The 24,485-nt window shown below is 68.0% G+C and carries 19 protein-coding genes; 9 read left to right on the top strand and 10 right to left on the bottom strand.

The genetic code is table 11. From position 1 onward, the window contains the following. Positions 1–4: 4 nt before the first annotated feature. The 4 genes from dnaJ to grpE form a co-directional block, all read right to left on the bottom strand. Positions 5–1,141, bottom strand: coding sequence for a molecular chaperone DnaJ (gene dnaJ / locus LMA02_RS03280; protein ID WP_175695708.1), 1,137 nt, complete (start codon positions 1,139–1,141; stop codon positions 5–7). A gap of 254 nt (positions 1,142–1,395) precedes the next feature. Then, complete coding sequence (gene dnaK, locus LMA02_RS03275) at positions 1,396–3,348, bottom strand: molecular chaperone DnaK (RefSeq protein ID WP_228906915.1); 1,953 nt, start codon at positions 3,346–3,348, stop codon at positions 1,396–1,398. 146 nt (positions 3,349–3,494) lie between these two features. Further along, entirely contained in the window at positions 3,495–3,965 is a 471-nt protein-coding gene (locus LMA02_RS03270; RefSeq protein WP_228906914.1) for a thioredoxin family protein, read from the bottom strand. A gap of 10 nt (positions 3,966–3,975) precedes the next feature. After that, positions 3,976–4,521 carry a nucleotide exchange factor GrpE gene (gene grpE / locus LMA02_RS03265; protein WP_228906913.1) on the bottom strand — a complete coding sequence of 182 codons (546 nt, stop codon included), beginning with the start codon at positions 4,519–4,521 and terminating at the stop codon, positions 3,976–3,978. 353 nt (positions 4,522–4,874) lie between these two features. Between grpE and LMA02_RS03260 the strand changes: the two genes are divergently transcribed. Beyond that, complete coding sequence (locus tag LMA02_RS03260; protein WP_006752735.1) at positions 4,875–5,036, top strand: hypothetical protein; 162 nt, start codon at positions 4,875–4,877, stop codon at positions 5,034–5,036. On the opposite strand, the gene LMA02_RS03255 is transcribed toward LMA02_RS03260, so the two are convergent. The 3 genes from LMA02_RS03255 to hrcA form a co-directional block, all read right to left on the bottom strand. After that, positions 5,008–5,415, bottom strand: coding sequence for an RNA-binding S4 domain-containing protein (locus LMA02_RS03255; protein ID WP_006761205.1), 408 nt, complete (start codon positions 5,413–5,415; stop codon positions 5,008–5,010). The genes LMA02_RS03260 and LMA02_RS03255 overlap by 29 nt on opposite strands. Before the next feature lie 84 nt (positions 5,416–5,499). Next, entirely contained in the window at positions 5,500–6,564 is a 1,065-nt protein-coding gene (gene hemH / locus LMA02_RS03250) for a ferrochelatase (protein WP_228906912.1), read from the bottom strand. A 137-nt stretch (positions 6,565–6,701) separates the two neighbouring features. Further along, a complete protein-coding gene (hrcA, locus tag LMA02_RS03245) occupies positions 6,702–7,724 on the bottom strand; it encodes a heat-inducible transcriptional repressor HrcA (protein ID WP_006752732.1) in 1,023 nt (340 codons plus the stop codon). 130 nt (positions 7,725–7,854) lie between these two features. On the opposite strand from hrcA, the gene LMA02_RS03240 reads away from it, so the two are divergent. Both LMA02_RS03240 and recN read left to right on the top strand, forming a co-directional pair. Further along, complete coding sequence (locus LMA02_RS03240; protein WP_006752731.1) at positions 7,855–8,757, top strand: NAD kinase; 903 nt, start codon at positions 7,855–7,857, stop codon at positions 8,755–8,757. 19 nt (positions 8,758–8,776) lie between these two features. Next, positions 8,777–10,426 (top strand): DNA repair protein RecN, encoded by a 1,650-nt coding sequence (gene recN, locus LMA02_RS03235; protein ID WP_228906911.1) that lies wholly within the window; start codon positions 8,777–8,779, stop codon positions 10,424–10,426. 116 nt (positions 10,427–10,542) lie between these two features. On the opposite strand, the gene glnE is transcribed toward recN, so the two are convergent. Further along, positions 10,543–13,344, bottom strand: coding sequence for a bifunctional [glutamate--ammonia ligase]-adenylyl-L-tyrosine phosphorylase/[glutamate--ammonia-ligase] adenylyltransferase (gene glnE, locus LMA02_RS03230; RefSeq protein WP_228906910.1), 2,802 nt, complete (start codon positions 13,342–13,344; stop codon positions 10,543–10,545). Between the two features lie 228 nt (positions 13,345–13,572). On the opposite strand from glnE, the gene LMA02_RS03225 reads away from it, so the two are divergent. From LMA02_RS03225 to LMA02_RS03200, 6 genes are all read left to right on the top strand, one after another. Then, the gene (locus LMA02_RS03225) at positions 13,573–17,769 is read left to right on the top strand and encodes a YhdP family protein (RefSeq protein ID WP_228906909.1); all 4,197 of its coding nucleotides are present in this window, start codon (positions 13,573–13,575) and stop codon (positions 17,767–17,769) included. Positions 17,770–17,820: 51 nt separating this feature from the next. Continuing rightward, positions 17,821–18,648 (top strand): carbon-nitrogen hydrolase family protein, encoded by an 828-nt coding sequence (locus tag LMA02_RS03220; RefSeq protein WP_228906908.1) that lies wholly within the window; start codon positions 17,821–17,823, stop codon positions 18,646–18,648. 93 nt (positions 18,649–18,741) lie between these two features. Next, the gene (gene tldD / locus LMA02_RS03215) at positions 18,742–20,208 is read left to right on the top strand and encodes a metalloprotease TldD (RefSeq protein ID WP_166724034.1); all 1,467 of its coding nucleotides are present in this window, start codon (positions 18,742–18,744) and stop codon (positions 20,206–20,208) included. Between the two features lie 445 nt (positions 20,209–20,653). Next, positions 20,654–21,727, top strand: a complete 1,074-nt coding sequence (gene aroG, locus LMA02_RS03210; RefSeq protein ID WP_228906907.1) for a 3-deoxy-7-phosphoheptulonate synthase AroG — start codon at positions 20,654–20,656, stop codon at positions 21,725–21,727. 123 nt (positions 21,728–21,850) lie between these two features. After that, positions 21,851–22,120, top strand: coding sequence for a type II toxin-antitoxin system Phd/YefM family antitoxin (locus LMA02_RS03205; protein WP_138848213.1), 270 nt, complete (start codon positions 21,851–21,853; stop codon positions 22,118–22,120). Then, complete coding sequence (locus LMA02_RS03200) at positions 22,117–22,506, top strand: type II toxin-antitoxin system VapC family toxin (protein ID WP_228906906.1); 390 nt, start codon at positions 22,117–22,119, stop codon at positions 22,504–22,506. The genes LMA02_RS03205 and LMA02_RS03200 overlap by 4 nt, the downstream gene beginning before the upstream one ends. A gap of 78 nt (positions 22,507–22,584) precedes the next feature. On the opposite strand, the gene hmpA is transcribed toward LMA02_RS03200, so the two are convergent. Both hmpA and LMA02_RS03190 read right to left on the bottom strand, forming a co-directional pair. Continuing rightward, a complete protein-coding gene (hmpA, locus tag LMA02_RS03195) occupies positions 22,585–23,793 on the bottom strand; it encodes an NO-inducible flavohemoprotein (RefSeq protein WP_228906905.1) in 1,209 nt (402 codons plus the stop codon). A 94-nt stretch (positions 23,794–23,887) separates the two neighbouring features. Next, positions 23,888–24,439: a cob(I)yrinic acid a,c-diamide adenosyltransferase gene (locus LMA02_RS03190; protein WP_012363141.1), complete on the bottom strand. Its 552-nt coding sequence runs from the start codon at positions 24,437–24,439 to the stop codon at positions 23,888–23,890. Positions 24,440–24,485: the final 46 nt, after the last annotated feature.

Here is a 24,485-nt window from a genome sequence, read left to right as displayed (position 1 = left end):
GCCGTTACTCGAAGAAGCTCTTCACCCGGTCGAACCAGCTCTTGCTCTGCGGGCTGTGACGCGCACCGCCCTCGGCCAGCGACTTCTCGAACTGCTTGAGCAGGTCGCGCTGCTGGTCGGTCAGCTTCACGGGCGTCTCGACCTGCACGTGTACGTACAGATCACCCGCGATGCTCGAACGCAGACCCTTGATGCCCTTGCCGCGCAGGCGGAACGTCTTGCCCGACTGCGTGCCTTCCGGCACCGGGAACGAGGCGCGGCCGGCCAGCGTCGGCACCTCGATCTCGCCGCCGAGTGCGGCAGTCGTGAACGGGATCGGCATCTGGCAGTGCAGATCGTCGCCGTCGCGCTCGAACACCGAGTGCGGCTTGATGTGGATCTCGACGTACAGATCGCCCGGCGGCCCGCCGTTGATGCCGGGCTCGCCGTTGCCGGCCGAGCGGATCCGCATCCCGTCGTCGATCCCGGCCGGGATCTTCACTTCGAGCGTCTTGGTTTCCTTCACCTTGCCCGACCCGTGGCAGTGCACGCACGGTTCCGGAATGTAGGTGCCGGTGCCGTGGCACTTCGGACAGGTCTGCTGGATGCTGAAGAAGCCCTGCGACATGCGCACCGTGCCCTGGCCGTGACAGGTCGGGCAGGTTTCCGGCTTCGTGCCGGGCTTCGCGCCCGAGCCGTGACAGACTTCGCACGACACCCAGCTCGGCACGCGGATCTGCGTGTCGTAGCCGTGCGCGGCCTGCTCGAGCGTGATTTCCATGCTGTAGCGCAGGTCGGCGCCGCGATACACCTGCGGGCCGCCGCGGCCGCCGCGCGCGGCGCCGCCCGCGGCCTGGCCGAAGATGTCGCCGAAGATATCGCCGAACGCATCCGCGAAACCGCCGAAACCCTGGCCGCCCGCACCGCCCATGTTCGGATCGACGCCCGCGTGGCCGTACTGATCGTACGCCGCACGCTTCTGGCCGTCCGACAGCATTTCATAGGCTTCCTTCACTTCCTTGAAATGCTCTTCCGAATCCTTGCTGTCCGGATTGCGGTCAGGGTGGTACTTCATCGCAAGCTTGCGATACGCCTTCTTGATTTCGTCGTCGCTCGCATTCTTCGCGACGCCCAGAACCTCGTAGTAATCCCGTTTCGCCATATCGATTCACTGTGCCGGCGCGCGTCGCACGCGCGGCGGCTCCTTTCGCCCGCAGTAAAGTCTCTCGACTCGTCTGGCGCTGCGCCGTCCGCGGACGGCTCGCGCAGCACCCGCCAAAAAACAAATGTGCCCGGAGGGCCGCGAAGCCCGCCAGGCGTGGAGTCGATCCGGCCATCCGGAAGGGAAAGACAGACCGCTGTTCAGCCGCGCCGCGCGCGTCTCGCGCGCGGCGTGCGGTGCCATGGCAACCCGGCTTAGTCCTTCTTCACTTCCTTGAACTCGGCGTCGACGACGTCGTCGGCGGCCTGCTGCGCACCACCCGTGTGGGCCGCGCCTTCCGCTGCACCCGCCGCGCCAGCCGCACCGGCCTGCTGCGCCTGCATGTCGGCGTACATCTTTTCGCCGAGCTTCTGCGACACCTGACCGAGTTCCTCGACCTTCGCGTCGATCGCCGCCTTGTCGGCCGACGTATCCTTCAGCGCGTCCTCGAGCGACTTCAGCGCCGCTTCGATCTTTTCCTTCTCGCCCGCGTCCAGCTTGTCGCCGTACTCGGTGAGCGCCTTCTTCGTGCTGTGGACCAGCGCGTCGCCCTGGTTGCGCGAATCAGCCAGCTCGCGCAGCTTGTGGTCTTCCGCTGCGTTCGCTTCCGCGTCCTTGATCATCTGGTCGATTTCAGCGTCGGACAGGCCCGAGTTCGCCTTGATCGTGATCTTGTTTTCCTTGCCGGTCGCCTTGTCCTTCGCGCCGACGTGCAGGATGCCGTTCGCGTCGATGTCGAAGGTCACTTCGATCTGCGGCACGCCGCGCGGCGACGGCGGGATGCCTTCGAGGTTGAACTCGCCGAGCAGCTTGTTGCCTGCCGCCATCTCGCGTTCGCCCTGGAACACCTTGATCGTCACGGCCGACTGGTTGTCGTCCGCCGTCGAATACACCTGTGCGTGCTTCGTCGGGATCGTCGTGTTCTTGCTGATCATCTTCGTCATCACGCCGCCGAGCGTCTCGATACCGAGCGACAGCGGGGTCACGTCGAGCAGCAGCACGTCCTTGCGGTCGCCCGACAGCACCTGGCCCTGGATCGCCGCGCCAACCGCGACGGCTTCGTCCGGGTTCACGTCACGGCGCGGATCCTTGCCGAAGAACTCCTTCACCTTCTCCTGCACCTTCGGCATGCGGGTCTGGCCGCCGACCAGGATCACGTCGTCGATGTCCGACACCTTGACGCCGGCGTCCTTGATCGCGATGCGGCACGGTTCGATCGTGCGCTCGACGAGGTCCTCGACCAGCGCTTCCAGCTTCGCGCGGGTGATCTTCAGGTTCAAGTGCTTCGGACCCGATGCGTCGGCCGTGATGTACGGCAGGTTGATTTCGGTCTGCTGGCTCGACGACAGCTCGATCTTCGCCTTTTCGGCCGCTTCCTTCAGGCGCTGCAGCGCGAGCACGTCCTTCGACAGGTCGACGCCCTGCTCCTTCTTGAACTCGCCGATGATGTAATCGATGATGCGCTGGTCGAAGTCCTCGCCGCCGAGGAACGTATCGCCGTTGGTCGACAGCACTTCGAACTGCATTTCGCCGTCGACGTCCGCGATCTCGATGATCGACACGTCGAACGTGCCGCCGCCGAGGTCATACACGGCGATCTTGCGGTCGCCCTTCTCGGCCTTGTCGAGGCCGAATGCGAGCGCGGCCGCGGTCGGCTCGTTGATGATCCGCTTGACTTCGAGGCCCGCGATGCGGCCGGCGTCCTTGGTTGCCTGGCGCTGGCTGTCGTTGAAGTACGCCGGCACCGTGATCACGGCTTCCGTGACCGGCTCGCCGAGGTAGTCTTCGGCCGTCTTCTTCATCTTGCGCAGCACTTCCGCCGAAACCTGCGGCGGCGCGAGCTTCTCGCCGTGCGCTTCGACCCATGCGTCGCCGTTGTCGGCCTTGATGATCGCGTACGGCATCAGGCCGATGTCCTTCTGGACTTCCTTCTCTTCGAAGCGGCGGCCGATCAGGCGCTTCACGGCGAACAGCGTGTTCCGCGGGTTGGTCACGGACTGACGCTTGGCCGGCGCGCCGACGAGCACTTCGTTATCGTCCATGTAGGCGATGATCGACGGCGTCGTACGCGTGCCTTCCGAGTTCTCGATGACCTTGACCTGGTTGCCTTCCATGATGGCGACGCACGAGTTCGTGGTGCCGAGGTCAATACCAATGATCTTTCCCATTTTCCTAATCTCCAGAAATGCTTGTTTGCTGCGCGAAATCCTGCGTTTTTGGGCGGTTTCGCGCGCCTGAATTCAACTCTGTTCCCGAAATGCGTCCGGCCGGCCCGTTTTCAAGACCCGCCCAGCGATGCGGATATTAAATTTTTTCAATCGCCGCCGGTAGCTGGATCGTGCAGGCCGCCGTCGCGCTCGCCCGGCTGCGCGCCAGCCGCCGCGGCGATCTTCGCGCGCGCCGCCGACACCGCCGCCTGGAACTGCGCGAGGCCATGCCAGCCGGTCGCGCGGCCGAGCCGCTTGCCGCGGTGGAAGAAGAACCACGTCGGCACGCCGTGCAGGCCGAAGCGGCGCCCCACCTCATGGTGTTCGTACACGTTGCAGTGGAACCACTTCAGGCCCAGCGCGCGGATCGCGTCCGGCTGGGCGAGCATCGCCTTCTTCGCGATCTCGCAGTTGAAGCAGTCGACGCCCCAGAAGAACACCACGACGAGCGCATCCCCCAAGGGGACTTCCTGCGGGGCGTCGCCGGCGCCGGCGACACCGGCGTCGAACGTGTCGGCCGCCAGCGCCTGCATGTCGAACGCGTTGAACGCGGCCGGATCGACGCCGGCGGGAACCATCGCGGCAGCCTTACTTCGGCTGGGCGACCGTGACGAGTGCCGGGCGCAGCACGCGGTCGGCGATCGTGTAGCCCTTTTGCAGGACGGTCACGACGGTATTCGGCTCCTGCTCGACCGGCACCATCGAGATCGCCTGGTGCTGATGCGGATCGAACTTCTCGCCGACCGGATTGATCGCGACGACACGGCCCTTCTCGAGCGCGCTCGTCAACTGGCGCAGCGTCAGCTCGACGCCTTCGCGCACCTTCGTGATGTCGCCGGACGTGTCGCCGACGGCGGCCTCGAGGCTGTCCAGCACCGGCAGCAGGTGCTCGGCAAAGCTCTCGATCGCAAACTTGTGCGCCTTCGAGACGTCGTCCTGCGCGCGGCGGCGGACGTTCTCCGTCTCGGCCTTCGCCCGGAGGTAGCTCTCCTGCAGCTCGGCGACCTTGGCTTGAGCCTCCGCGAGCGCCGCGTCGGCTGCTTCGGCGGCGGGAGCAGCGCCTTGCGCCGCCTGCTTCTCGCTGCCGATGTCGTCGGCCGAAGGGGTAGCCGGGTTCTCTTGCGTGTTTTCCATGTCGCTGAAAGTCGATTAGAGGTTGAAGCCAAATCGGCAACCGCCGGACCGTATACCCGGCGGCACCGCACATTCATGGTGCAAATAAGGGCGAAAACTGCGACTTCAAGTGGGTTATTCGCCAGCATTCGCGATTGCCGCGAAACAACCGCGCGGCGCGCCGCCCCATTGCGCGCATTTGCCGCCAAACCGGACGAAACGCCCGGTAACAACGCTTACCTGACTAGTACTAGCCCGGTTCGAGGGGCTGCACTACACTCCAACTCAAGCGTCGGAAAGCGTGTTTACCCCTACCTGACCGCCGTCTGACATTCACCTGGCGCCGCATTCAACCGTCCCATGAGGCGAGTACCGTGAAACTGACCTTTGCCATATCGGTGGTCGCGCTGGTACTGATTGCCGGCACCACCACCATCTGCCTGTCCGGAGCCGTCACCGACCGCACGACCGAATACGGAAGCGCGCGGGCGACGTTCGACCAGATGTTCAGCTTCCACCCGAAAATCTGTCGATGATGCGCCGGTCACGCTTGGTCGGCCGGCCGTGCAGTTCCGCCGCCGGCTCCCGATACGTGCGGCGCCGTTCCAGTTCGGCGAGCCGCGCGACGCGCCCGGCTTCCGTTTCCGCGTAGAGCGTCTGCGCGATGCTCGCGGGCCCGCGCACGTCGCAAATTCCCAGCACGGCAATGTGCCAGACGACACCGTCGATCGCAATCTCGACCTCGTCGCCGACGCGCACGTCCTTCGCCGGCTTGACCGCCGCGCCGCCGATCTTCACGTGACCCTTGTCGACCGCGTCGGACGCGAGCGAGCGCGTCTTGAAGAAGCGGGCTGCCCACAGCCATTTGTCGATGCGCAGCCTCGCGCCGGGTTCCGTCGAAATCTTGTAGTTCATGCCAGCCTCCGCCGTGCCGCCCCATCGCGGCTGACCGTCCGCTCGAACGGCGAACGCAGTGTGCGCGGGGGGCGTCCCGTCATTTCAGTTCACCATTTCAGGCTGCGCGGCCTTCACCGGCCAGCCCTGCAGATTCTCGGCGATGATCTCGCCCACCGCGCCGATCCATGCGGGCGCGCCGTTCAGGCACGGAATCCGGTGGAAGGCCTGGCCGCCGCCCGCGATGAACTCGTCGCGCACCTCCATCCCGATCTCCTCGATCGTCTCCAGACAATCGGCCGTAAAACCGGGACAGAACACGTCGGCTCGCCGCACGCCGGCCGCGCCGAGCTCACGCAGCGTCGGCGCCGTGTACGGCTGCAGCCATTCGGCCTTGCCGAAGCGTGACTGGAAGGTCACGCGGCATTCGAGCGTCGACAGCCCGAGCGCGGCGATCAGCAGCGCGCCCGTCTGCTGGCACTGGTCGTGATAGGGGTCGCCCAGGTCGAGCGTGCGTTTCGGCACGCCGTGAAAGCTCAGCACGAGCTTGTCGCCGGCGGCGAAGTCGGGCCGGCCGTGCTGCACCCAGTACTGGCGCACCTGCTCGGCGAGCGCGTGGATGTAGGCCGGATGGTCGGCATACTGCCGCACCGTGCGCACTTCCGGCTGGTTGCGCATCCGCGCGAGCGCCGCGAACGCGGCATCGAATGCCGTCGCGGTGGTGGACGCCGAGTATTGCGGATACATCGGCATCAGCAACACGCGCTCGACGCCCGCCCGCTTGAACTGCGCGAGCGCCTGCGCAATGTTCGGGCTGCCGTAGCGCATCGCGTAATCAACCGTCACCTGATAGGCGTTCGATGCGAGCAGGTGCCGCACGCCCTCGGTCTGGCGCTCGGTGTAGACGCGCAGCGGCGAACCCTCGGGCATCCAGACGGCCGCGTATTTCTTCGCGGACGCGCGGCCGCGCAGCGGCAGGATCAGCGTGCGCAGCAGTACCTGCCAGACGACCTGCGGGATTTCGACGACGCGAGGATCCGACAGGAATTCGGCCAGATAGCGCCGCACCGCGCGCGGCGTCGGGGCGTCGGGCGTGCCGAGATTGATCAGCAGCACGCCGATGCGATGGGCGGCCGCGACGCTCGAAGGCGGCTCAAGATCGAAACGCATGGGCAGGAACGTGCTCGGGGCACGCAGTCGGACGGCCCTCAATTATAGCGGGCCGCCCCGCTCGGGTCGGCTGGCCGTTCGGCCGAATGGCGGCGCTCGCGGCGCCGCGGCACGATGGCGGGACGGTGCCGGTCAGGTTATTGCTGGCTCAGCGTGAGCGACAGCAGGCGCGCGGTGATGTCGACGATCGGGATCACGCGGTTGTAAGCCATGCGGGTCGGGCCGATCACGCCGAGCGTGCCGACGATCTGGCCGTTCACCTCGTAGGGTGCGGTGACGACGCTCATCTCCTCGATCGGCACGAGCGTCGATTCGCCACCGATGAAGATCTGCACGCCCTGGGCGTGGCTCGACACGTCGAGCAGTTGCAGGAGGCCCGTCTTTTGGTCGAACACGTCGAACAGCTTGCGCAGCCGCGCCATGTCGGACGACAGGTCCGCCACTTCGAGCAGGTTGCGCTCGCCGGAAATGAGCACGGTGTCCTCGGTATCGGGCACCTCGGTGCTGGCCGTCACGGCCGCATGCATCAGCGTGGTCATGTCGCCGCGCAACTGGTCGATCTCGTCGCGCAGGCGGCGGCGCACCTCGTCGAACGACAGCCCGGCGAAATGCGCGTTGATGTAGTTGGACGCCTCGGTCAGCTGCGACGGCGAATAGTCGCGCGGCGTCGCGAGCATCCGGTTCTGCACGTCGCCCTCGGGCGTGACGATGATCAGCAGGATCCGCTTGTCCGACAGGCGCATGAACTCGATCTGCTTGAACACGTGGCTGCGGCGCGGCGTCAGCACGACGCCCGCGAACTGCGACAGGTTCGACAGCACGCTCGCCGCGGCCGCCACGACCCGCTGCTGGGGTTCGCCGGCCTGCAGCGTGTGCTGCACCTGCCGCGCGACGGCCTCGGCGTCGATCGGCGCCTCGACCGTCAGCATCGTGTCGACGAACAGGCGATAGCCGCGCGGCGTCGGCACGCGGCCGGCCGACGTATGGGGGCTCGACACGAGGCCGAGCTCCTCCAGGTCGGACATCACGTTGCGGATCGTTGCCGGGCTCAGCTCGAGCCCGGAGTAACGGGACAACGTGCGCGATCCGACCGGCTGACCGTCGGCGATATACCGTTCGATCAGGGTTTTCAGGAGGGTTCGTGCGCGAGGATCTAGCATGGTGGAAAATTTTAGCGCAACCGCGCCAGCACGGCGAGTGCCCGCGGCCACAGTCGTGCGGGCCGACCGATCCGGCCCCGTCTGCGCACAGCCGGTTCTTTTCGTCAACGAGCTATGGTGTAATGCCGGCATGAAAACCGGTAATCAGTTCAACACTGTCGCGCTCGTGGGCCGGAGCAACACGCCCGGCATCGCCGAGCCGCTCACCACGCTGGCCGGCTGCATCGCGAAGCTCGGCTTCGAGGTCGTGTTCGAAGTCGACACCGCTCGAGAGATCGGCATCTCCGGCTACCCGGCGCTCACTCCGGCCGAAATCGGGGCGCGCGCGGACGTGGCGGTCGTGCTCGGGGGCGACGGCACGATGCTCGGCATCGGCCGCCAGCTCGCGCCGTACAAGACACCGCTGATCGGGATCAACCACGGGCGGCTCGGCTTCATCACCGACATCGCGGCCGCCGACATGCAGGCGCGCGTCCCGGTGATCCTGTCGGGCAAGTTCGAGCGCGAGGAGCGCTCGTTGCTCGAGGCGCGGATCGTGCGCGACGGCGAACCGATCTACCACGCGCTCGCGTTCAACGACGTCGTCGTGAACCGCAGCGGCTTTTCCGGGATGGTCGAGCTGCGCGCGTCGGTCGACGGCCGGTTCATGTACAACCAGCGTTCGGACGGCCTGATCGTCGCCACGCCGACCGGCTCGACCGCGTACGCGCTGTCGTCGGCCGGCCCGATCCTGCACCCGCAACTCCAGGGCATCGTGCTCGTGCCGATCGCGCCGCATGCGTTGTCGAACCGGCCGATCGTGCTGCCGGACGATTCGAAGATCGCGATCCAGATCGTCGGCGGTCGCGACGTCAACGTGAACTTCGACATGCAGTCGTTCACCGCGCTCGAACTGAACGACACGATCGAGGTGCGCCGCTCGAAGCACACGGTGCCGTTCCTGCATCCGGTCGGCTACAGCTACTACGCGACGCTGCGCAAGAAGCTGCACTGGAACGAACACGCATCGAACGAAGACGACACGGCGTCCTGACGCACCACAGCCCGACACCATGCTCCGCCACCTCTCGATTCGCGACTTCGTCATCGTCGCCGCGCTCGATCTCGAATTCGACAGCGGCTTTACCGTCTTTTCCGGCGAAACCGGCGCCGGCAAATCGATCCTGATCGACGCCCTTGCCCTCGCACTCGGCGAACGCGCCGACGCGAGCGTCGTGCGCGCCGGCTGCGGCCGCGCCGACATCACCGCCGAATTCACGCCGCACGACCGCGTGGCGCGCTGGCTCGACGAGCACGCGTTCGACGCCGAGGACACCGTGATGCTGCGCCGCGTGATCGACGCGAACGGCCGCTCGCGCGCGTTCATCAACGGCACCAGCGCGACGCTCGCGCAGTTGCGCGAGCTGGGCGAGATGCTGGTCGACATCCACGGCCAGCACGCGCACCAGTTGCTGATGCGGCCCGACGCGCAGCGCGAGCTGTTCGACACGCACGCGGGGCTCGTCGCCGATGCCGCGAACGTCGCCCGCGCATGGCGCGTATGGCGCGACGCGACGCAGGCGATCGACGCCGCGAAGGCGCACGAGCGCGAACTGCAGCTCGAGCGCGAAAAGCTCGCGTGGCAGCTCGCCGAACTCGACAAGCTCGCACCGCAACCGGGCGAATGGGACGAAGTCGGCAGCGAGCACAAGCGGCTGTCGCACTCGGCGAACCTGATCGCCGGCGTGCAGGGCGCACTCAACGCGCTGTCCGAGGCCGACGACGCGATGCTCCCGCAGCTCGGCGCGATCGTGTCGAAGCTGCGCAATCTGGCCGACTACGACACGGCGCTCGGCGATGCGCTCGCGTCGCTCGAACCGGCCGAGATCCAGCTGCAGGAAGCCGTCTATTCGCTGTCGCACTACGCGCAACGCCTCGATCTCGACCCGGCCCGGCTCGCGCAGGTCGAAACGCGCCTCGACGCGCTGCACACGACCGCCCGCAAGTTCCGGCTGCCGCCCGGCACCCTGCACGAGGAACATGCGGCACGCCGCGCGCAACTCGCCGCGCTCGACGCGGCCGCCGATCTCGGCGCGCTCGAAGCCGCGCAGGCAAAAGCATGGGAAACCTATCTCGCCGACGCGAAACACCTGTCGAAGGCACGCACGCAGGCGGCGAAGGCGCTCGGCACGGCCGTCACGGCCGGCATGCAGGAACTGTCGATGGCGGGCGGCAGCTTCGAAGTCGCGCTCGTACCGCTCGCCGACGGCGGCCCGCACGGGCTCGAGCAGGTCGAATTCCGGGTCGCCGGGCATCCCGGCGTGCCGCTGCGGCCGCTCGCGAAAGTCGCGTCGGGCGGCGAACTCGCGCGGATCAGCCTCGCGCTCGCGGTGATCGCGAGCGCGGCAAGCCCGACGCCGACGCTGATTTTCGACGAAGTCGACACGGGGATCGGCGGCGGCGTCGCCGAAGTGGTCGGCCGCCTGCTGCACCAGCTGGGGCGTGACCGCCAGGTGCTGTGCGTGACACACCTGCCGCAGGTGGCCGCGCGCGGCGACCATCACTACCAGGTCGCGAAAGGCGCCGACGACCGCGGCGGCACCGTCTCGTCGGTCATCCCGCTCGACAAGACGAGCCGGGTCGAGGAAGTCGCACGGATGCTCGGCGGGCTCGAGATCACCGCGACGACGCGCAAGCACGCGAAGGAAATGCTGGCGGCCTGACGCTGGCAGCCGTTGGCCGAATGCAAAAAGACCGGCGCATGCCGGTCTTTTTTTGGGCGGGCAAACGCTCGATCACGCCCGCCCAGTGCCGCGGGCCACGGATTCGAACGTCCGACTCAAACGCCCGTTTCGACGGCCCCGAACACGCGCGTCCACAGCGCCGTCACGGCCGCCCGCTCGTCGGCCACCAGGGCCGGATCGACCCGCGCCTTCTCCATCCCGTCGAGCCGCAGCTTGTGCTGCAGCTTCCGGTACTTGCGGTATGCCGCGCCGACACGCTCGGCCTCGTCCTCGCTCATCAGCCCGAAGCGCGCGACCTCGCGCAGCAGCGCGATATTGCCGGTGTTGCGGATCAGCTCGGCGTCGCTCGACGCATGCAGCAGCACCCAGTACTGGACGATGAACTCGATGTCGACCATCCCGCCGCTATCGTGCTTCAGGTCGAACAGCTCGGTCTGGTTCGGATGGCCCGCGAACACCTTGCCGCGCATGTCGACGATTTCCTTCGCGAGCACGTCCCCGTCGCGCGGCGTCGTCAGCACCTGCTGGCGGATCGCCTCGAAGTCCATGCCGATCTGCGTGTCGCCTGCGCTGTAGCGGGCGCGCGTGAGCGCCTGGTGCTCCCACACCCACGCGGTGTTCGCCGCGTCGCCCTCGCGCAGCTGGTAGCGGCGGAATGCATCGAGATCGGTCACGAGCAACCCGGCCTCGCCGTTCGGCCGCAGCCGCAGGTCGATGTCGAACAGCGCGCCCGCGCCGGTCGCGGTCGTGAGCCAGGTGATCAGCCGTCGCGTAAATGTCGTGTAGACGTCCGCCGAGCGCTCGTCGGGATCGTCGTACAGGAAGATCAGGTCGAGATCCGATGCGTAGCCGAGCTCCTTGCCGCCGAGCTTGCCGTACGCGATCACCGCGAACTTCGGCACGTCGCGATGGCGCTTCGCGAGCTGCGACCAGACCACTTCGATCGTCACGTCGAGCACCGCGTCGGCGAGCTCGGACAGGCGATCGCTCACGTGCTCGACCGACAGCTGGCCCGCCAGGTCGATCAGCAGGATACGGAACACCTCCGCGTGCTGCGCATGCCGCAACAGGTCCATCTGCTGCTCGGGGCCGTCGGCCGCCGCGAGACGCGCACGCAGCGCATCCTTGAACGCGGGCCAGTCGAACGGGCTCGCGATCGCTTCGTCGTCGAGCAGTTCGTCGAGCAGCTGCGGATGGCGGATCAGGTAGCCGCCGCCCCAGCGCGTCGCGCCGAGCACGGACAGCACGCGGTCGAGCGCGGCCGGGTACTCGGTCAGGAGCGCGAGATAGACGCCGCGCCGGCTGACCGTCTCGAGCAGGTCGAACAGCCGCACGACCGTTTCGTCGCGGCGCGCGGCGTCGATCCGCGGCGCGGCCTCGAGCGCGCGCTGCGCGACGCTGTCGAAGCGCTGCCGGCTCTTTTCCGGCAGGCCCGCGTAGCGCGACGACTGCCAGATCGCGCGCAGCCGCGCGAGCACGGCCGCCGGATCGGCGAAGCCCAGGCCGTCGAGGCGCGCGAGCAGCGCGTGGTCTTCGCCGTCGTCGGCGAGCGCGCCGCTCCAGATCCATGCGGCCGCCGTGTCCTCGCCCGCCGCGCAGGGGCCGCCGCTCACCTTGTCCGCGAAAATCTGGTCGAACTGCGCCTCGACGAAGGTGCGGTAGCCATCGAGCACCGTCATCAGCGCCGCGTAGTCCGCAAAGCCGAGCGAGGCGGCCAGCGCCGCGCGCTCGTCCGGATCGACCGGCATCGCATGCGTCTGCGCGTCGTCGCGGTACTGCAACCGGTGCTCGAGCGTGCGCAGGAAGTTGTACGCGTCGGTCAGCCGCTCGCGCACGTCCTCCCCGATCAGCCCGCGCGCCTGCGCATGGCGCAGCACCGCGAGCGTCGGCCGCACGCGGAACCCCGCATCCTGGCCGCCGCGGATCAGCTGGAACACCTGCGCGCTGAACTCGATCTCGCGGATCCCGCCGCGCCCGAGCTTGATGTCGTCGGCCTTGTCGGGCCGCATCGACGCGCGGCGCGCGGCTTCGTGGCGAATCTGCTGGTGCAGCGAACGGATCGCGCCGATCACGCCGAAGTCGAGATAGCGGCGGTAGACGAACGGCTTGACGATCGATTCGAGCTGCGACTCGAGCCGCCGCGCCGCCTCGCTGTCGCCTTCCGACACGAGCCGCCCCTTGATCCACGCGTAGCGCTCCCATTCGCGCCCCTGCACGTAGAAATATTCCTCGAGCATCCCGAGGCTGCAGACGAGCGGTCCCGAATCGCCGTTCGGGCGCAGCCGCATGTCGACGCGAAACACATAGCCGTCGGCCGTGACCTCGGACAGCACGCCGATCAGACGCCGGCCGAGCCGCGTGAAGTATTCCTGGGTGGACAGCGGCGAGCGCGTGCCGCCGGCCGTCTCGCCGTCGTCCTCGTAGACGAAGATCAGGTCGATGTCCGACGACACGTTCAGCTCGCGGCCGCCCAGCTTGCCCATCCCGACGACGCCGAGCACGACGCGCTGGCCGTCGGCGCCGCGCGGCTCGCCGTACATCGTCTCGAGCTCGGCGGACAGCAGCGCGAGCGAGCGCTGCACGGCCACTTCGGCGAGATCGGTCATCGCGCCCGTCACCTCGGCGACGTCCGCGAGGCCGCGCAGGTCGCGCTCCGCGACCGCGCCGAACACTTCGACACGCAACTGCCGCAGCGCGCGCTTCAGTTGCTCGTCGCTCGGCGCGGCCGTGCCGGCCGGCAGCGCGAGCAGCTCGCTCAGGCGCGCGTCGAGCTGCGCGCGGGACAGCGGCGCGGCCGCCCACGCGGCGATCCGGTCGGACAGCGCGGGACGCGCGGCGGCCGCGCGGGCGAGGTAGCGGGAGTAGGACGGGCTGGTCAGTGCGGAAGCGTCGGTCATCGAAAAGCGGGCCTGGCGGTAAGGCCCGCCGCCGCGAGACGACGCATGCGCGCCCCGCTGCCGACAGGCTCCTTGGACTCGGCGCGGTATCGCGGCGCGGCTGCGCCGCCGCGAAAACCGCGCGCCGGAAAGCCCGTGCCGTGCTGCCCCAACGGCCGCCGGCACGAACCCCTGTGATACATTTCAACGTCAGTCTGCAAAACTACCATATCGTCGCCCTTCCGCCGCATGTCCGACCGTCAGGAATCCGCCGTAGCTGCGCCCGAAGCGGGACCTCCGAAGCACGATCATCCGGTCCTGCGTCGCGTGTTCAGGGTGACGCTGGCAGTCGGGATCGGCACCTACTTCGTCGCGTCCGCCGCGTTCCTCGGGCTGCGCTACGTACTGCTGCCGCGCATCGACGAATTCCGCCCGCGCATCGAACGCGCGGTGTCCGACAAGCTCCACGCGCAGCTTTCGATCGGCAAACTGTCTCCCCACTGGTCCGGCATGCAGCCGGGCGTCGAAGTCGCCAACCTCACGATTCGCGGCCGTGACGGCCGGATCGCGCTGTCGGTCCCGCACGCGACGGCCGCGCTGTCGTGGATGTCGCTGCTGCGGCTGTCGCCCGCGCTGTCGAGCCTGATCGTCGACCACCCCGACCTCGTCGTCGCGCGGGCGGCCGACGGCTCGCTGAGCGTCGCGGGCGTCGGTGTCGCGACCACCCACGGCGGCAACGACACGTTCGGCACGTGGCTGCTGAAGCAGGAAGCGATCGTGCTGCGCAACGGCACGCTGCGCTGGCGCGACGCGCAGCACGACGCACCGGAGCTCGCGCTGTCGGGCATCCGCCTCGCGGTGCTCAACCACGGCCGCGTGCACAAGGCCGCGCTGCAGGCGCCCGCGAACGGCACGCTGCTGCTCGGCCCGCTCGATTTCCGCGCGCGCTTCCGGCACAAGCCGCTCGCGCCGATCGGCAAGCCGACGAACTGGACCGGCGACGCGTACCTGTCGACCGGCCCGGTCGACCTGCAGACCCTCGGCCGGTATCTCGACATCCCGCTGACGATCCATGCGGGCCGGATCGACAACGCGATCTGGGCGACCTTCCAGGACGGCCACCTGCGCTCCGCGGGCGGCGACCTGCAAGGCGCCGACGTCGTGCTGCGCGTGCGGCCGACCCAGCCGCGCCTCGACGTGCCGACGGTCGGGTTCGGCTGGGACATGGCGCTGAATGCCGGCCGCGACTACACGCTGCACCTGACGCGCTTCAACGCGGAGCTCGGGCAGCCGCCGCTGCCGGACGGCACGCCGCTCGCCCGCTCGCTCGCGCTGTCGACGCTGACCGCCCGCTACCGTGTACCGGCCGCCGACCAGGGCCAACTGCTGAGCGTCGTCGGCGACCGCGTCGATCTCGGCATCCTCAGCGAGTTCATCCGCGGGCTGCCGCTGCCGGCACGCCTGCGCAACGAGCTGATCAAGCTCGACCCGCGCGGGATGGTGTCGAACTACCACATCGAGGTCGAACGCGCGAAGCCGGCGCGGCCCGACCTTGCCGACGAAGAGCGGCGCATGGGCGCCGCGCCGATCGTGCGCTACCGCTTCCTCGGCGATCTGCAGGGCATCAGCGTCGCCGCGCAGGAGCCGCCGCCGGGCCTGTCCCCGCGCGGTCACCCGCGCGCCGGCTGGCCGGGCGTCGAGAATTTGTGGGGCCGCATCGATGCGAAGGAAACCGGCGGCAGCGCGCACTTCGACACGGTCAACGCCGCGGTCACGGTGCCCGGCGAATTCGACCAGCCGCGCCTGACCTTCGACCGGCTGCGCGGCAACGCGAAATGGGTGATCACGCCGGCGCCGGGCGACAAGCACGCGCGCGTCGACGTCACGTTGCCCGACCTGTTCGTCTCGAACCCCGATGCCGAGATCGCGGTGTCGGGCTCGTACACGAACCCCGGCCACGGCCGCGGTTCGCTCGACCTGCGCGCGGATTTCGCGCGCGCGTCGGTGGCGCGCATTCCACGCTACCTGCCGACCGGGATGTCCGAACGCCTGCGCGAGTATCTCGGCCATGCGCTGCAGGACGGCCAGGTGACCAAGGGCGCGTCGATCGTCGCGCGCGGCCCGCTCGAGAAATTCCCGTTCGAACACGAGCCGGATGCCGGCGTGTTCCATATCGTCGCGCCGTTCACCGGCGGGCGCTTCGAGCCGACGCCGTACCCGCCGCGCAAGCTCGCGAACGGCACGCCGAGCGTCTGGCCGGCACTCGACGGGATCGACGGCGTGTTCGAGCTCGCGCAGAACAAGCTGCGCTTCGACATCGCCCGCGCGCGCTACAAGCGCGTCGCGCTGACCCAGGTGGCCGGCCGGATCGACGATCTCGGCAACCCGTCGAAGTCGCCGCTCATCATCGACGGCCATGCGCAAGGCCCGCTCGCGGACCTGATCGACTACGCGGACAACAGCTCGCTCGGCACGATGAGCGGGCACATCGGCCAGCGGATCGACGCGCAGGGGCCTGCGTCGCTCGCGCTGAAGATCACGATTCCGCAGCACGTGCCGCATCCGCATACGCACGTCGAAGGCGCCCTCGCGTTCGGCGGCAACACGCTGTCGACCGACGGCGTGCCGCCGCTGTCCGCACTGCGCGGCAGCGTGCGGTTCAGCGAGGCCGGCGCGTCGCTGCACAATCTCTCGGGGCGCTTCCTCGGCGGCCCGGTGCGCGCGAACGGCAACTTCCAGTCGCATGGCCCGTACGCGGTGGACGTCGACGGCAAGCTCGCGCTCGACGCCGCGCGCGGCCTGAACCTGCGCGGCACGGCCGCGGCGCTGCTCGAGCATGTGGTCGGCGACGCGCCGTACCAGGTCGCCGTGCGTGGCGCGCCGGGCCGCCTGCCGGAGGTCAGCGCGCGTTCCGACCTGACGGGCGTCGCGCTGAACTTCCCCGCGCCGTTCGCGAAACCGGCCGGCACGCCGATGCCGTTCCGCTTCACGCTGCAGCCGGCCGCCGAGGTGGACGGCAAGCGCCTCGAACATGCCGACCTGACGCTCGGCCCCGTGTCCGCGACCTATCTGCTCGACGCGACGCGCGGCCAGCCGCTGCGCGCGGTGCGCGGCGCGATGGGCATCCACCGGATGCCCGACCTGCCGCAGGACGGCGTGAGCGCCGCCGTCGACGTCGACGAACTGGACGCCGACGCATGGCTCGCACTGGCCCGCACGCTGCCGCACGACACGCCGCGCGCACCGGGGCAGGCCGCGCCGCGCATCGACGTCGCGAGCTTCACGCCGAAGCGCTTCGCGCTTCACTTCGGCACGCTGAAGCTGCTCAAGCGCAACTGGGAAAACGTGATCATCGGCGCGTCGCACGTCGACGAGCTGTGGCAGGCGAACATCGCGTCGAACCAGGTCTCGGGCTACCTGTCGTGGGCGCAGGGCGGCGGCCACAACGGCGCGGGCGTGCTGAACGCGCGGCTCGCGAAGCTCGTGATTCCGCAAAGCGCGCAGCACGACCTCGTCGGCCGCGCGATGAACCTGCCGACGCCGACCGACCGGCCGATGCCGTCGGTCGACCTGATCGTCGACCAGGTCGTCGCGCGCGATCACGACATCGGCCGGCTCGTCGTCAATGCGCGCAACATCGACGAGGACGGCGCGCCGGTGTGGCAGCTCGACAAGCTCGAGCTGGCGAACCCGGCGGCGAAGCTGACGGCGACCGGCAACTGGCGCACCTCGCGCCGGGCGCTCGCCAGCGGCGTCGACGAAAACGACGCGCCGCGTCGCAGCGTGTTCGACTTCAAGCTCGACATCGGCAACGCGGGCGCGCTGCTCGATCTCGTCGGCCTGCCGCGCACGGTCGCGAACGGCCACGGCACGGTGACCGGCAAGGTCGGCTGGCGCGGCGGCCCCACCGCGGTCGATCTGCCGTCGCTCGGCGGCCAGGTCGCGGTCGATCTCGAGCACGGCCAGATCCTGAAGGTCGATCCGGGTGCCGCGAAACTGCTCGGCGTGCTGAGCCTGCAGAGTCTCGCGCGCTTCCTGACACTGAATTTCCGCGACGTGGTCGGCAAGGGGCTGCCGTTCGACAAGATCACGGGCACCAGCCGGATCTCGAACGGGATCGCGCGCACCGACGACTTCTCGATGACGACGGCGCCGGCGAACGTGACGGTGCGCGGCGCGGTCGACCTCGGCGCCGAGACGCAGGACCTGCACGCGCACGTCGCGCCGAAGATCGGCGCCGGCACGGCGGCGATCGCGGCCGCAATCATCAATCCGCTGCTCGGCGTCGGCGTGCTGGCCGCGAACTACGCGCTGTCTCAGACGCTGTCGCACGCGTTCGCGCTCGACTACGCGATCACGGGCTCGTGGGCGCATCCGCACATCGAGCGGGTGCGGGGCGATCAGGGTAAGATGAATCACGGTCCGGCCGATGCGGCGAGCCATTGACGCGCGCAGGGTGCCGGGCCGCACCCTATTTATGACGCAACCGATCCTGCGATGACCGATCACACCCGTTCCGCCACGCCCTTTCGGGTCGCCGCGCTGCAGATGGTGAGCACGCCGGACGTCACGCGCAATCTCGCCGAAGCCGGCCGCCTGATCGCGGAAGCGGCCGGCGACGGCGCCCAGCTCGTGCTGCTGCCCGAGTATTTCTGCTTCATGGGCCACCGCGACACCGACAAGCTCGCGCTCGCCGAACCCTACCGCGACGGTCCGATCCAGCAGTTTCTCGCGCAGGCCGCGCACCGTCACGGCATCTGGGTGATCGGCGGCACGCTGCCGCTGAAGGCGCCGGAACCCGATCGCGTGCTGAACACGACGCTCGTGTTCGATCCGAGCGGCCAGGAGGCGGCCCGCTACGACAAGATCCACCTGTTCAACTTCGAGAAAGGCGACGAATCGTTCGACGAGGCGCGCACGATCCGCGCGGGCGAGACGGTCGTCACGTTCGACGCGCCGTTCGGGCGGGTCGGCCTGTCGGTCTGTTACGATCTGCGCTTTCCGGAGCTGTATCGCAGGATGGGCGACTGCGCGCTGATCGTCGTGCCGTCGGCGTTTACCTATACGACGGGTCGCGCGCACTGGGAAATGCTGCTGCGCGCGCGGGCCGTCGAGAACCAATGCTACGTGCTCGCGGCCGCGCAGGGCGGCAAGCACGAGAACGGCCGGCGCACCTGGGGCCACAGCATGCTGATCGACCCGTGGGGCGAGATCGTCGCGGTCCGCGACGAAGGCGCGAGCGTCGTGACCGGCGCGCTCGATCCGCAGCGTATCGCCGACGTGCGCCAGAGCCTGCCCGCGTGGCGGCATCGCGTGCTGGCCTGACCCGCTGAACCGCCCCGGCGCTTGAAACGCCGCCCGGCCAACCCATCTGCCCAGAACGCACCCGACAACTTTTTGAGAACCCTCGATACCCGCATGAACATCATCGAACCCGGCATCCGCAATCTTGCGCTGGCGAAGGACATCCTCCTCACGCCGTACGGCCTCGACGAGAGCCTGCTCACGCGCACGATCGCCGACATCTTCACGCATCGCGTCGACTACGCGGACCTGTACTTCCAGGCGACCCGCAGCGAAGCGTGGAGCCTCGAGGAAGGCATCGTGAAGTCGGGCAGCTTCAGCATCGACCAGGGCGTCGGCGTGCGCGCGGTCGCGGGCGACCGCACCGCGTTCGCTTACTCGGACGACCTGTCGCCGGAAGCCATCGCGCAGGCGGCCGCGGCCACCAAGGCGATCGCGGCGGCCGGCGGCGGCCGCCAGAAGATCAAGGCCGCGACGTCGCTGACGGGCATCTCGGGCCGCGACCTGTACCTGCCGTCCGATCCGCTCGCGTCGCTCGACGCGACCGCCAAGGTCAAGCTGCTCGAGCGCATCGAGCAGATGGCGCGCGGGCGCGACCCGCGCGTCACGCAGGTGATGGCGGGCCTCGCCGGCGAATACGATGTCGTGCTGGTCGCGCGCAGCGACGGCGCGCTCGCGGCCGACATCCGCCCGCTCGTGCGCGTGTCGGTCACGGTGATCGCCGAGCAGAACGGCCGCCGCGAGATCGGCTCCGGCGGCGGCGGCGGGCGCTTCGACTACGCTTACTTCACCGACGACGTGCTGTCGCGCTACGTCGACGACGCCGTGCACGCCGCGCTCGTGAACCTCGACGCCCGCCCCGCGCCGGCCGGCGCGATGACGGTCGTGCTCGGGCCGGGCTGGCCGGGCGTGCTGCTGCACGAGGCGATCGGCCACGGTCTCGAGGGCGACTTCAACCGCAAGGGTTCGTCGGCGTTCGCCGGCCGCATCGGCGAGCAGGTCGCCGCGAAGGGCGTGACGGTGGTCGACGACGGCACGCTGCCGAACCGCCGCGGCTCGCTGAACATCGACGACGAAGGCAATCCGACGCAATGCACGACGCTGATCGAGGACGGCATCCTGAAGGGCTACATCCAGGACACGCTGAACGCGCGCCTGATGAAGATGCCCGTCACCGGCAACGCGCGGCGCGAATCGTACGCGGCGCTGCCGATGCCGCGCATGACCAACACGTACATGCTCAACGGCGACAAGGATCCGCAGGAAATCATCGCGTCGGTGAAGAACGGCCTGTACGCGGTGAACTTCGGCGGCGGCCAGGTCGACATCACGAACGGCAAGTTCGTGTTCTCGGCGTCCGAGGCGTACATGATCGAAAACGGCAAGGTCACCTACCCGGTGAAGGGCGCGACGCTGATCGGCAGCGGCCCGGAATCGCTGAAGTACGTGAGCATGATCGGCAACGACATGTCGCTCGACTCGGGCGTCGGCGTGTGCGGCAAGGAAGGCCAGAGCGTGCCGGTCGGCGTCGGCCAACCGACCCTGCGGATCGACAAGATGACGGTCGGCGGTACGGCATAACCGCATCACGACGCAGACAATCCGCGCATTTTGAATAAAACGCGCGGATTGTCCGCATTTTTTGACATCCCCGGTTGCCAGCCGCACGGCGACGGGGTATAAATTCCGAATCAACTTTTTTGACGAACCGAATCTCCGTCATGTCCGCCAAGTTTTATTTTTACTTTTTTTGGCATCTCAGACCGCTGGCGGATCGAGAGGGTTGATGGCGCGTAAAGCGCAACCGAAATTCCCGAAAAACCGCCGGCGAACCCGGCGGTTTTTTTTCGCCCTTCGCCAGCCGGTCGCCGCCGCAGCGGTCCCGCGGCCCCGGCCGACACCCCTGAATTGCCCGAATCGATGAATTTGCCGCACGCGTAGTACTTGGTCGGCGCCCTCAACAGCTTTGCATGGGGCCGGAGTCAGTGCTGAAGCACGAACGCCGGTCGACACAGGAGAAAACAGCATGCCCCCGCATAACACCGACGACGTCCGCATTCGCGAACTCAAGGAACTGACGCCGCCCGCTCACCTGATCCGCGAATTCGCGTGCTCCGAGGCCGCGTCCGAGCTGATCTACCACTCGCGCCAGTCGATGCACCGCATCCTGCACGGGATGGACGACCGGCTGATCGTCGTGATCGGGCCGTGCTCGATCCACGATACGAAGGCGGCGATCGAGTACGCGGGGCGGCTCGTGAAGGAGCGCGAGCGCTTCAAGGGCGAGCTGGAAATCGTGATGCGCGTGTACTTCGAGAAGCCGCGCACGACGGTCGGCTGGAAGGGGCTCATCAATGATCCGCACCTGGACAACAGCTTCAAGATCAACGAAGGACTGCGCACCGCGCGTGAACTGCTGCTGCAGATCAACGAGATGGGGCTGCCGGCCGCGACCGAATACCTCGACATGATCAGCCCGCAGTACATCGCCGACCTGATCTCGTGGGGCGCGATCGGCGCGCGCACGACCGAGTCGCAGGTGCACCGCGAGCTCGCGTCGGGGCTGTCGTGCCCGGTCGGCTTCAAGAACGGCACCGACGGCAACGTGAAGATCGCGGTCGACGCGATCAAGGCCGCATCGCAGCCGCACCATTTCCTGTCGGTGACCAAGGGCGGCCACTCGGCGATCGTGTCGACGGCCGGCAACGAGGACTGCCACGTGATCCTGCGCGGCGGCAAAACGCCGAACTACGACGCGGACAGCGTGAACGCCGCGTGCGCGGACATCGGCAAGGCCGGCCTCGCCGCGCGCCTGATGATCGACGCGAGCCACGCGAACAGCTCGAAGAAGCACGAGAACCAGATTCCCGTGTGCGCGGACATCGGCCGCCAGATCGCGGCCGGCGACGAGCGCATCGTCGGCGTGATGATCGAGTCGCACCTCGTCGAAGGGCGTCAGGACCTGAAGGAAGGCTGCCCGCTGACCTACGGCCAGAGCATCACCGACGCGTGCATCGCGTGGGACGACAGCGTGAAGGTGCTCGAAGGCCTCGCGGAATCGGTGAAGGCACGCCGCGTCGCGCGCGGCAGCGGGAACTGACGGACGTGAACGGGCTGAACCGCCATGGCCCGCCTGCCGGCGGGTTGGCCATGCGGTCAGCCTGCGGCCGTCATTTCACTCTGTTAAACTAGCTAATATCATCTAGCTAACCAGGGAGCGGCCATGCCGACCGTCAACATGCACGATGCCAAGTCGCGGCTCTCAAGCCTCGTCGAAGCGATTGAATTGGGGCGCGAGTCAGAAGTCGTGATCGCCCGCAATGGCCATCCCGTTGCCCGAATCGTTCCTTACGCGGCGCCGAAGCGGATCGGCGCCGCCCGTCAATTGCTTGCCGGGCTGAACATCCCGACAACCGTCGAGGCATTCAATGCCGGCGACGAATCGATCGCTTCCGACTTTGATGCCAGCTCGGAACGGGGACTCGCACCATGAAGCTGCTGCTCGATACGCACATCGCACTATGGGCGGCTGAAGGCGCGCCGCAACTTTCCGCGACTGCGGTCGCGTTGATCGAGCACCCCGAGAACACGCTGTACGTCAGCGCCGCATCCATCTGGGAAATCGCGATCAAATATCGCAAAGGCAATCTGCCCGTCCATCCGCGCGATGCACGTTCGGCGTTCCGGCTCGCAGGTTTTACCGAGTTGCCGATCAGCAGCGATCATGTTGAGGGAGTCGCCGCGCTGCCGGATTTTCCAGATCATGCCGATCCGTTCGACCGCGTGATGGTCGCGCAGGCACTCCATGAAGGCATGCCGCTCGTCAGCGCCGATCCGAAAGTGTGGCGCTATCACTCCACGCTGATGCTGCGTGCCTGACATCGTCATGCACGCGACAAAATCGAAGCCCGGCTCGCGCCGGGCTTTTTTACTGGCCTGAGATCGTCCGTTCGCGCATCACTCGAGCGCGCCCGAGCCGAAGATCTCGGTGTTCACACGCTCCGGCGCGACGCCCAGGGCGACGAGCGCATCACGTTGCGCCTTCATGAACTCGATCGGGCCGCAAATGTAGTAGTCGGCATCCGGCACCAGCGCATGCTGCTTCACGCGTTCCGGCGTCAGGCGCCCTTCGAGGTCGTGATCGACACCGGTACGGTCGTTCGGGCCGACCAGCTCGTACAGCACCGTGCGCTTCACGTTCGCGTGCTCGCGCGCCGCGTCGTTCAGCCAGTCGCGGAACGCGTGTACCGCGCCCGAACGGCATGCGTGCACGAACCGCACTTCGCGCTTGCTGCCTTCGGCGATCAGCGTCGACGCCATCGACATCATCGGCGTGATGCCGACACCGCCCGAGATCAGCACGACCGACGTCTCGGCGTCGCGCTTCAGCGAGAAGTCGCCCATCGGCGCGGTCACTTCGACGATCGCGCCCTCTTCCACGCCGTCGTGCATCAGCGTCGACACCTTGCCGGCCGGGATCGCTTCCGGCCTGCCGGCTTCGCGCTTCACCGAAATGCGCAGCCACTTGCCGTGCGGCGCGTCGGACAGGCTGTACTGGCGCGGCTGGTCGACCCCCAGGTCGCCGACGAAGCGCTTCACCGAGATGTACTGGCCCGGCTCGAACTTCGGCGCGTCGCCGCCGTCGGCGGGGGTCAGGTAGAACGACGTGATCTCGTCGCTTTCGCGCACCTTGCGGGCAACCTTGAACGGGCGGAAGCCGCTCCATGCGGCGTTCGCGTACAGGTCGGCCTCGGCGCCGATCATGATCTGCGCGAGCTGGCCGTATGCGACGCGCCAGGCTTCGAGCGTTTCCGCGTCGACCGCGTCGCCGAGCACTTCGACGATCGACGCGAGCAGGTTCTCGCCGACGATCGGGTAATGTTCCGGCCGGATATTGAGGCTCGCGTGCTTGTGCGAGATGCGCGACACCGCGCCGCCCAGCGCACCGAGGTTGTCGATGTTCGCGGCATACGCGTAGACCGCCTTCGCGAGCGTTTCCGGCTGGCTGCCGGTCTTCTGGTGCGTCTGGTTGAACAGGTTCTTCAGTTCCGGATGACGCGCGAACATGCGCTGATAGAAATGCTTCGTGATCGTCGCGCCGTGCTCGGCAAGGACGGGGGCGGTGGCCTTCACACGGGCCATCTGGTCAGCGGTGATGTGGGTCATGTTCGTTCTCCGTTAAACATGCTCACACAATACATCTTTAAAAAACCAGCGCCCCTCGGGCAAATTGTCGCAGTGCGGAAAACGCTGCCGGGCGTCAGCGCACGCGCCCGCGCTCCCACAGCACGTCCGAGCCGCCGTCCGCGCGGTTCAGCACGCGCGCCAGCACGAACAGCAGATCCGACAGGCGGTTCACGTAACGCCGTGGCGCATCATTGAGCGTGTCGGTGCGCCCGAGCGCGACGATCGAGCGCTCGGCACGGCGGCACACCGTCCGGCACACGTGCGCAAGCGACGCCGCGCGCGAGCCGGCCGGCAGGATGAATTCCTTCAGCGGCGGCAGCGTCGCGTTGTAGTCGGCCAGCCACCGGTCGAGGCGCGCGAGGTGCGTGTCGTCGAGCACTCCATGGCCGGGGATGCACAGCTCGCCGCCCAGATCGAACAGGTCGTGCTGGATCGTGACGAGCGCGGTGCGGACGTCGTCCGGAAGCGGCTCGGCAAGCAACACGCCGAGCGTCGAGTTCAGTTCGTCGACGTCGCCGATCGCGGCGATCCGCGTGTCGTCCTTGCCGATGCGGCGGCCGTCGCCGAGGCCGGTGGTGCCGTCGTCACCCGTGCGCGTGGCGATCTTGCTCAAGCGGTGGCCCATGCGAATGTCCTCTCGTGCGCGGCCGCGACGCGGCCCGGTTGGGTTG

Origin of the sequence: Burkholderia sp. B21-005 (assembly GCF_020843965.1) — a bacterium.
GTDB lineage: Bacteria > Pseudomonadota > Gammaproteobacteria > Burkholderiales > Burkholderiaceae > Burkholderia > Burkholderia ambifaria.
Note: the sequence above shows the minus strand (reverse complement) of the source record. Positions and strands in the feature narration are given on the sequence as shown.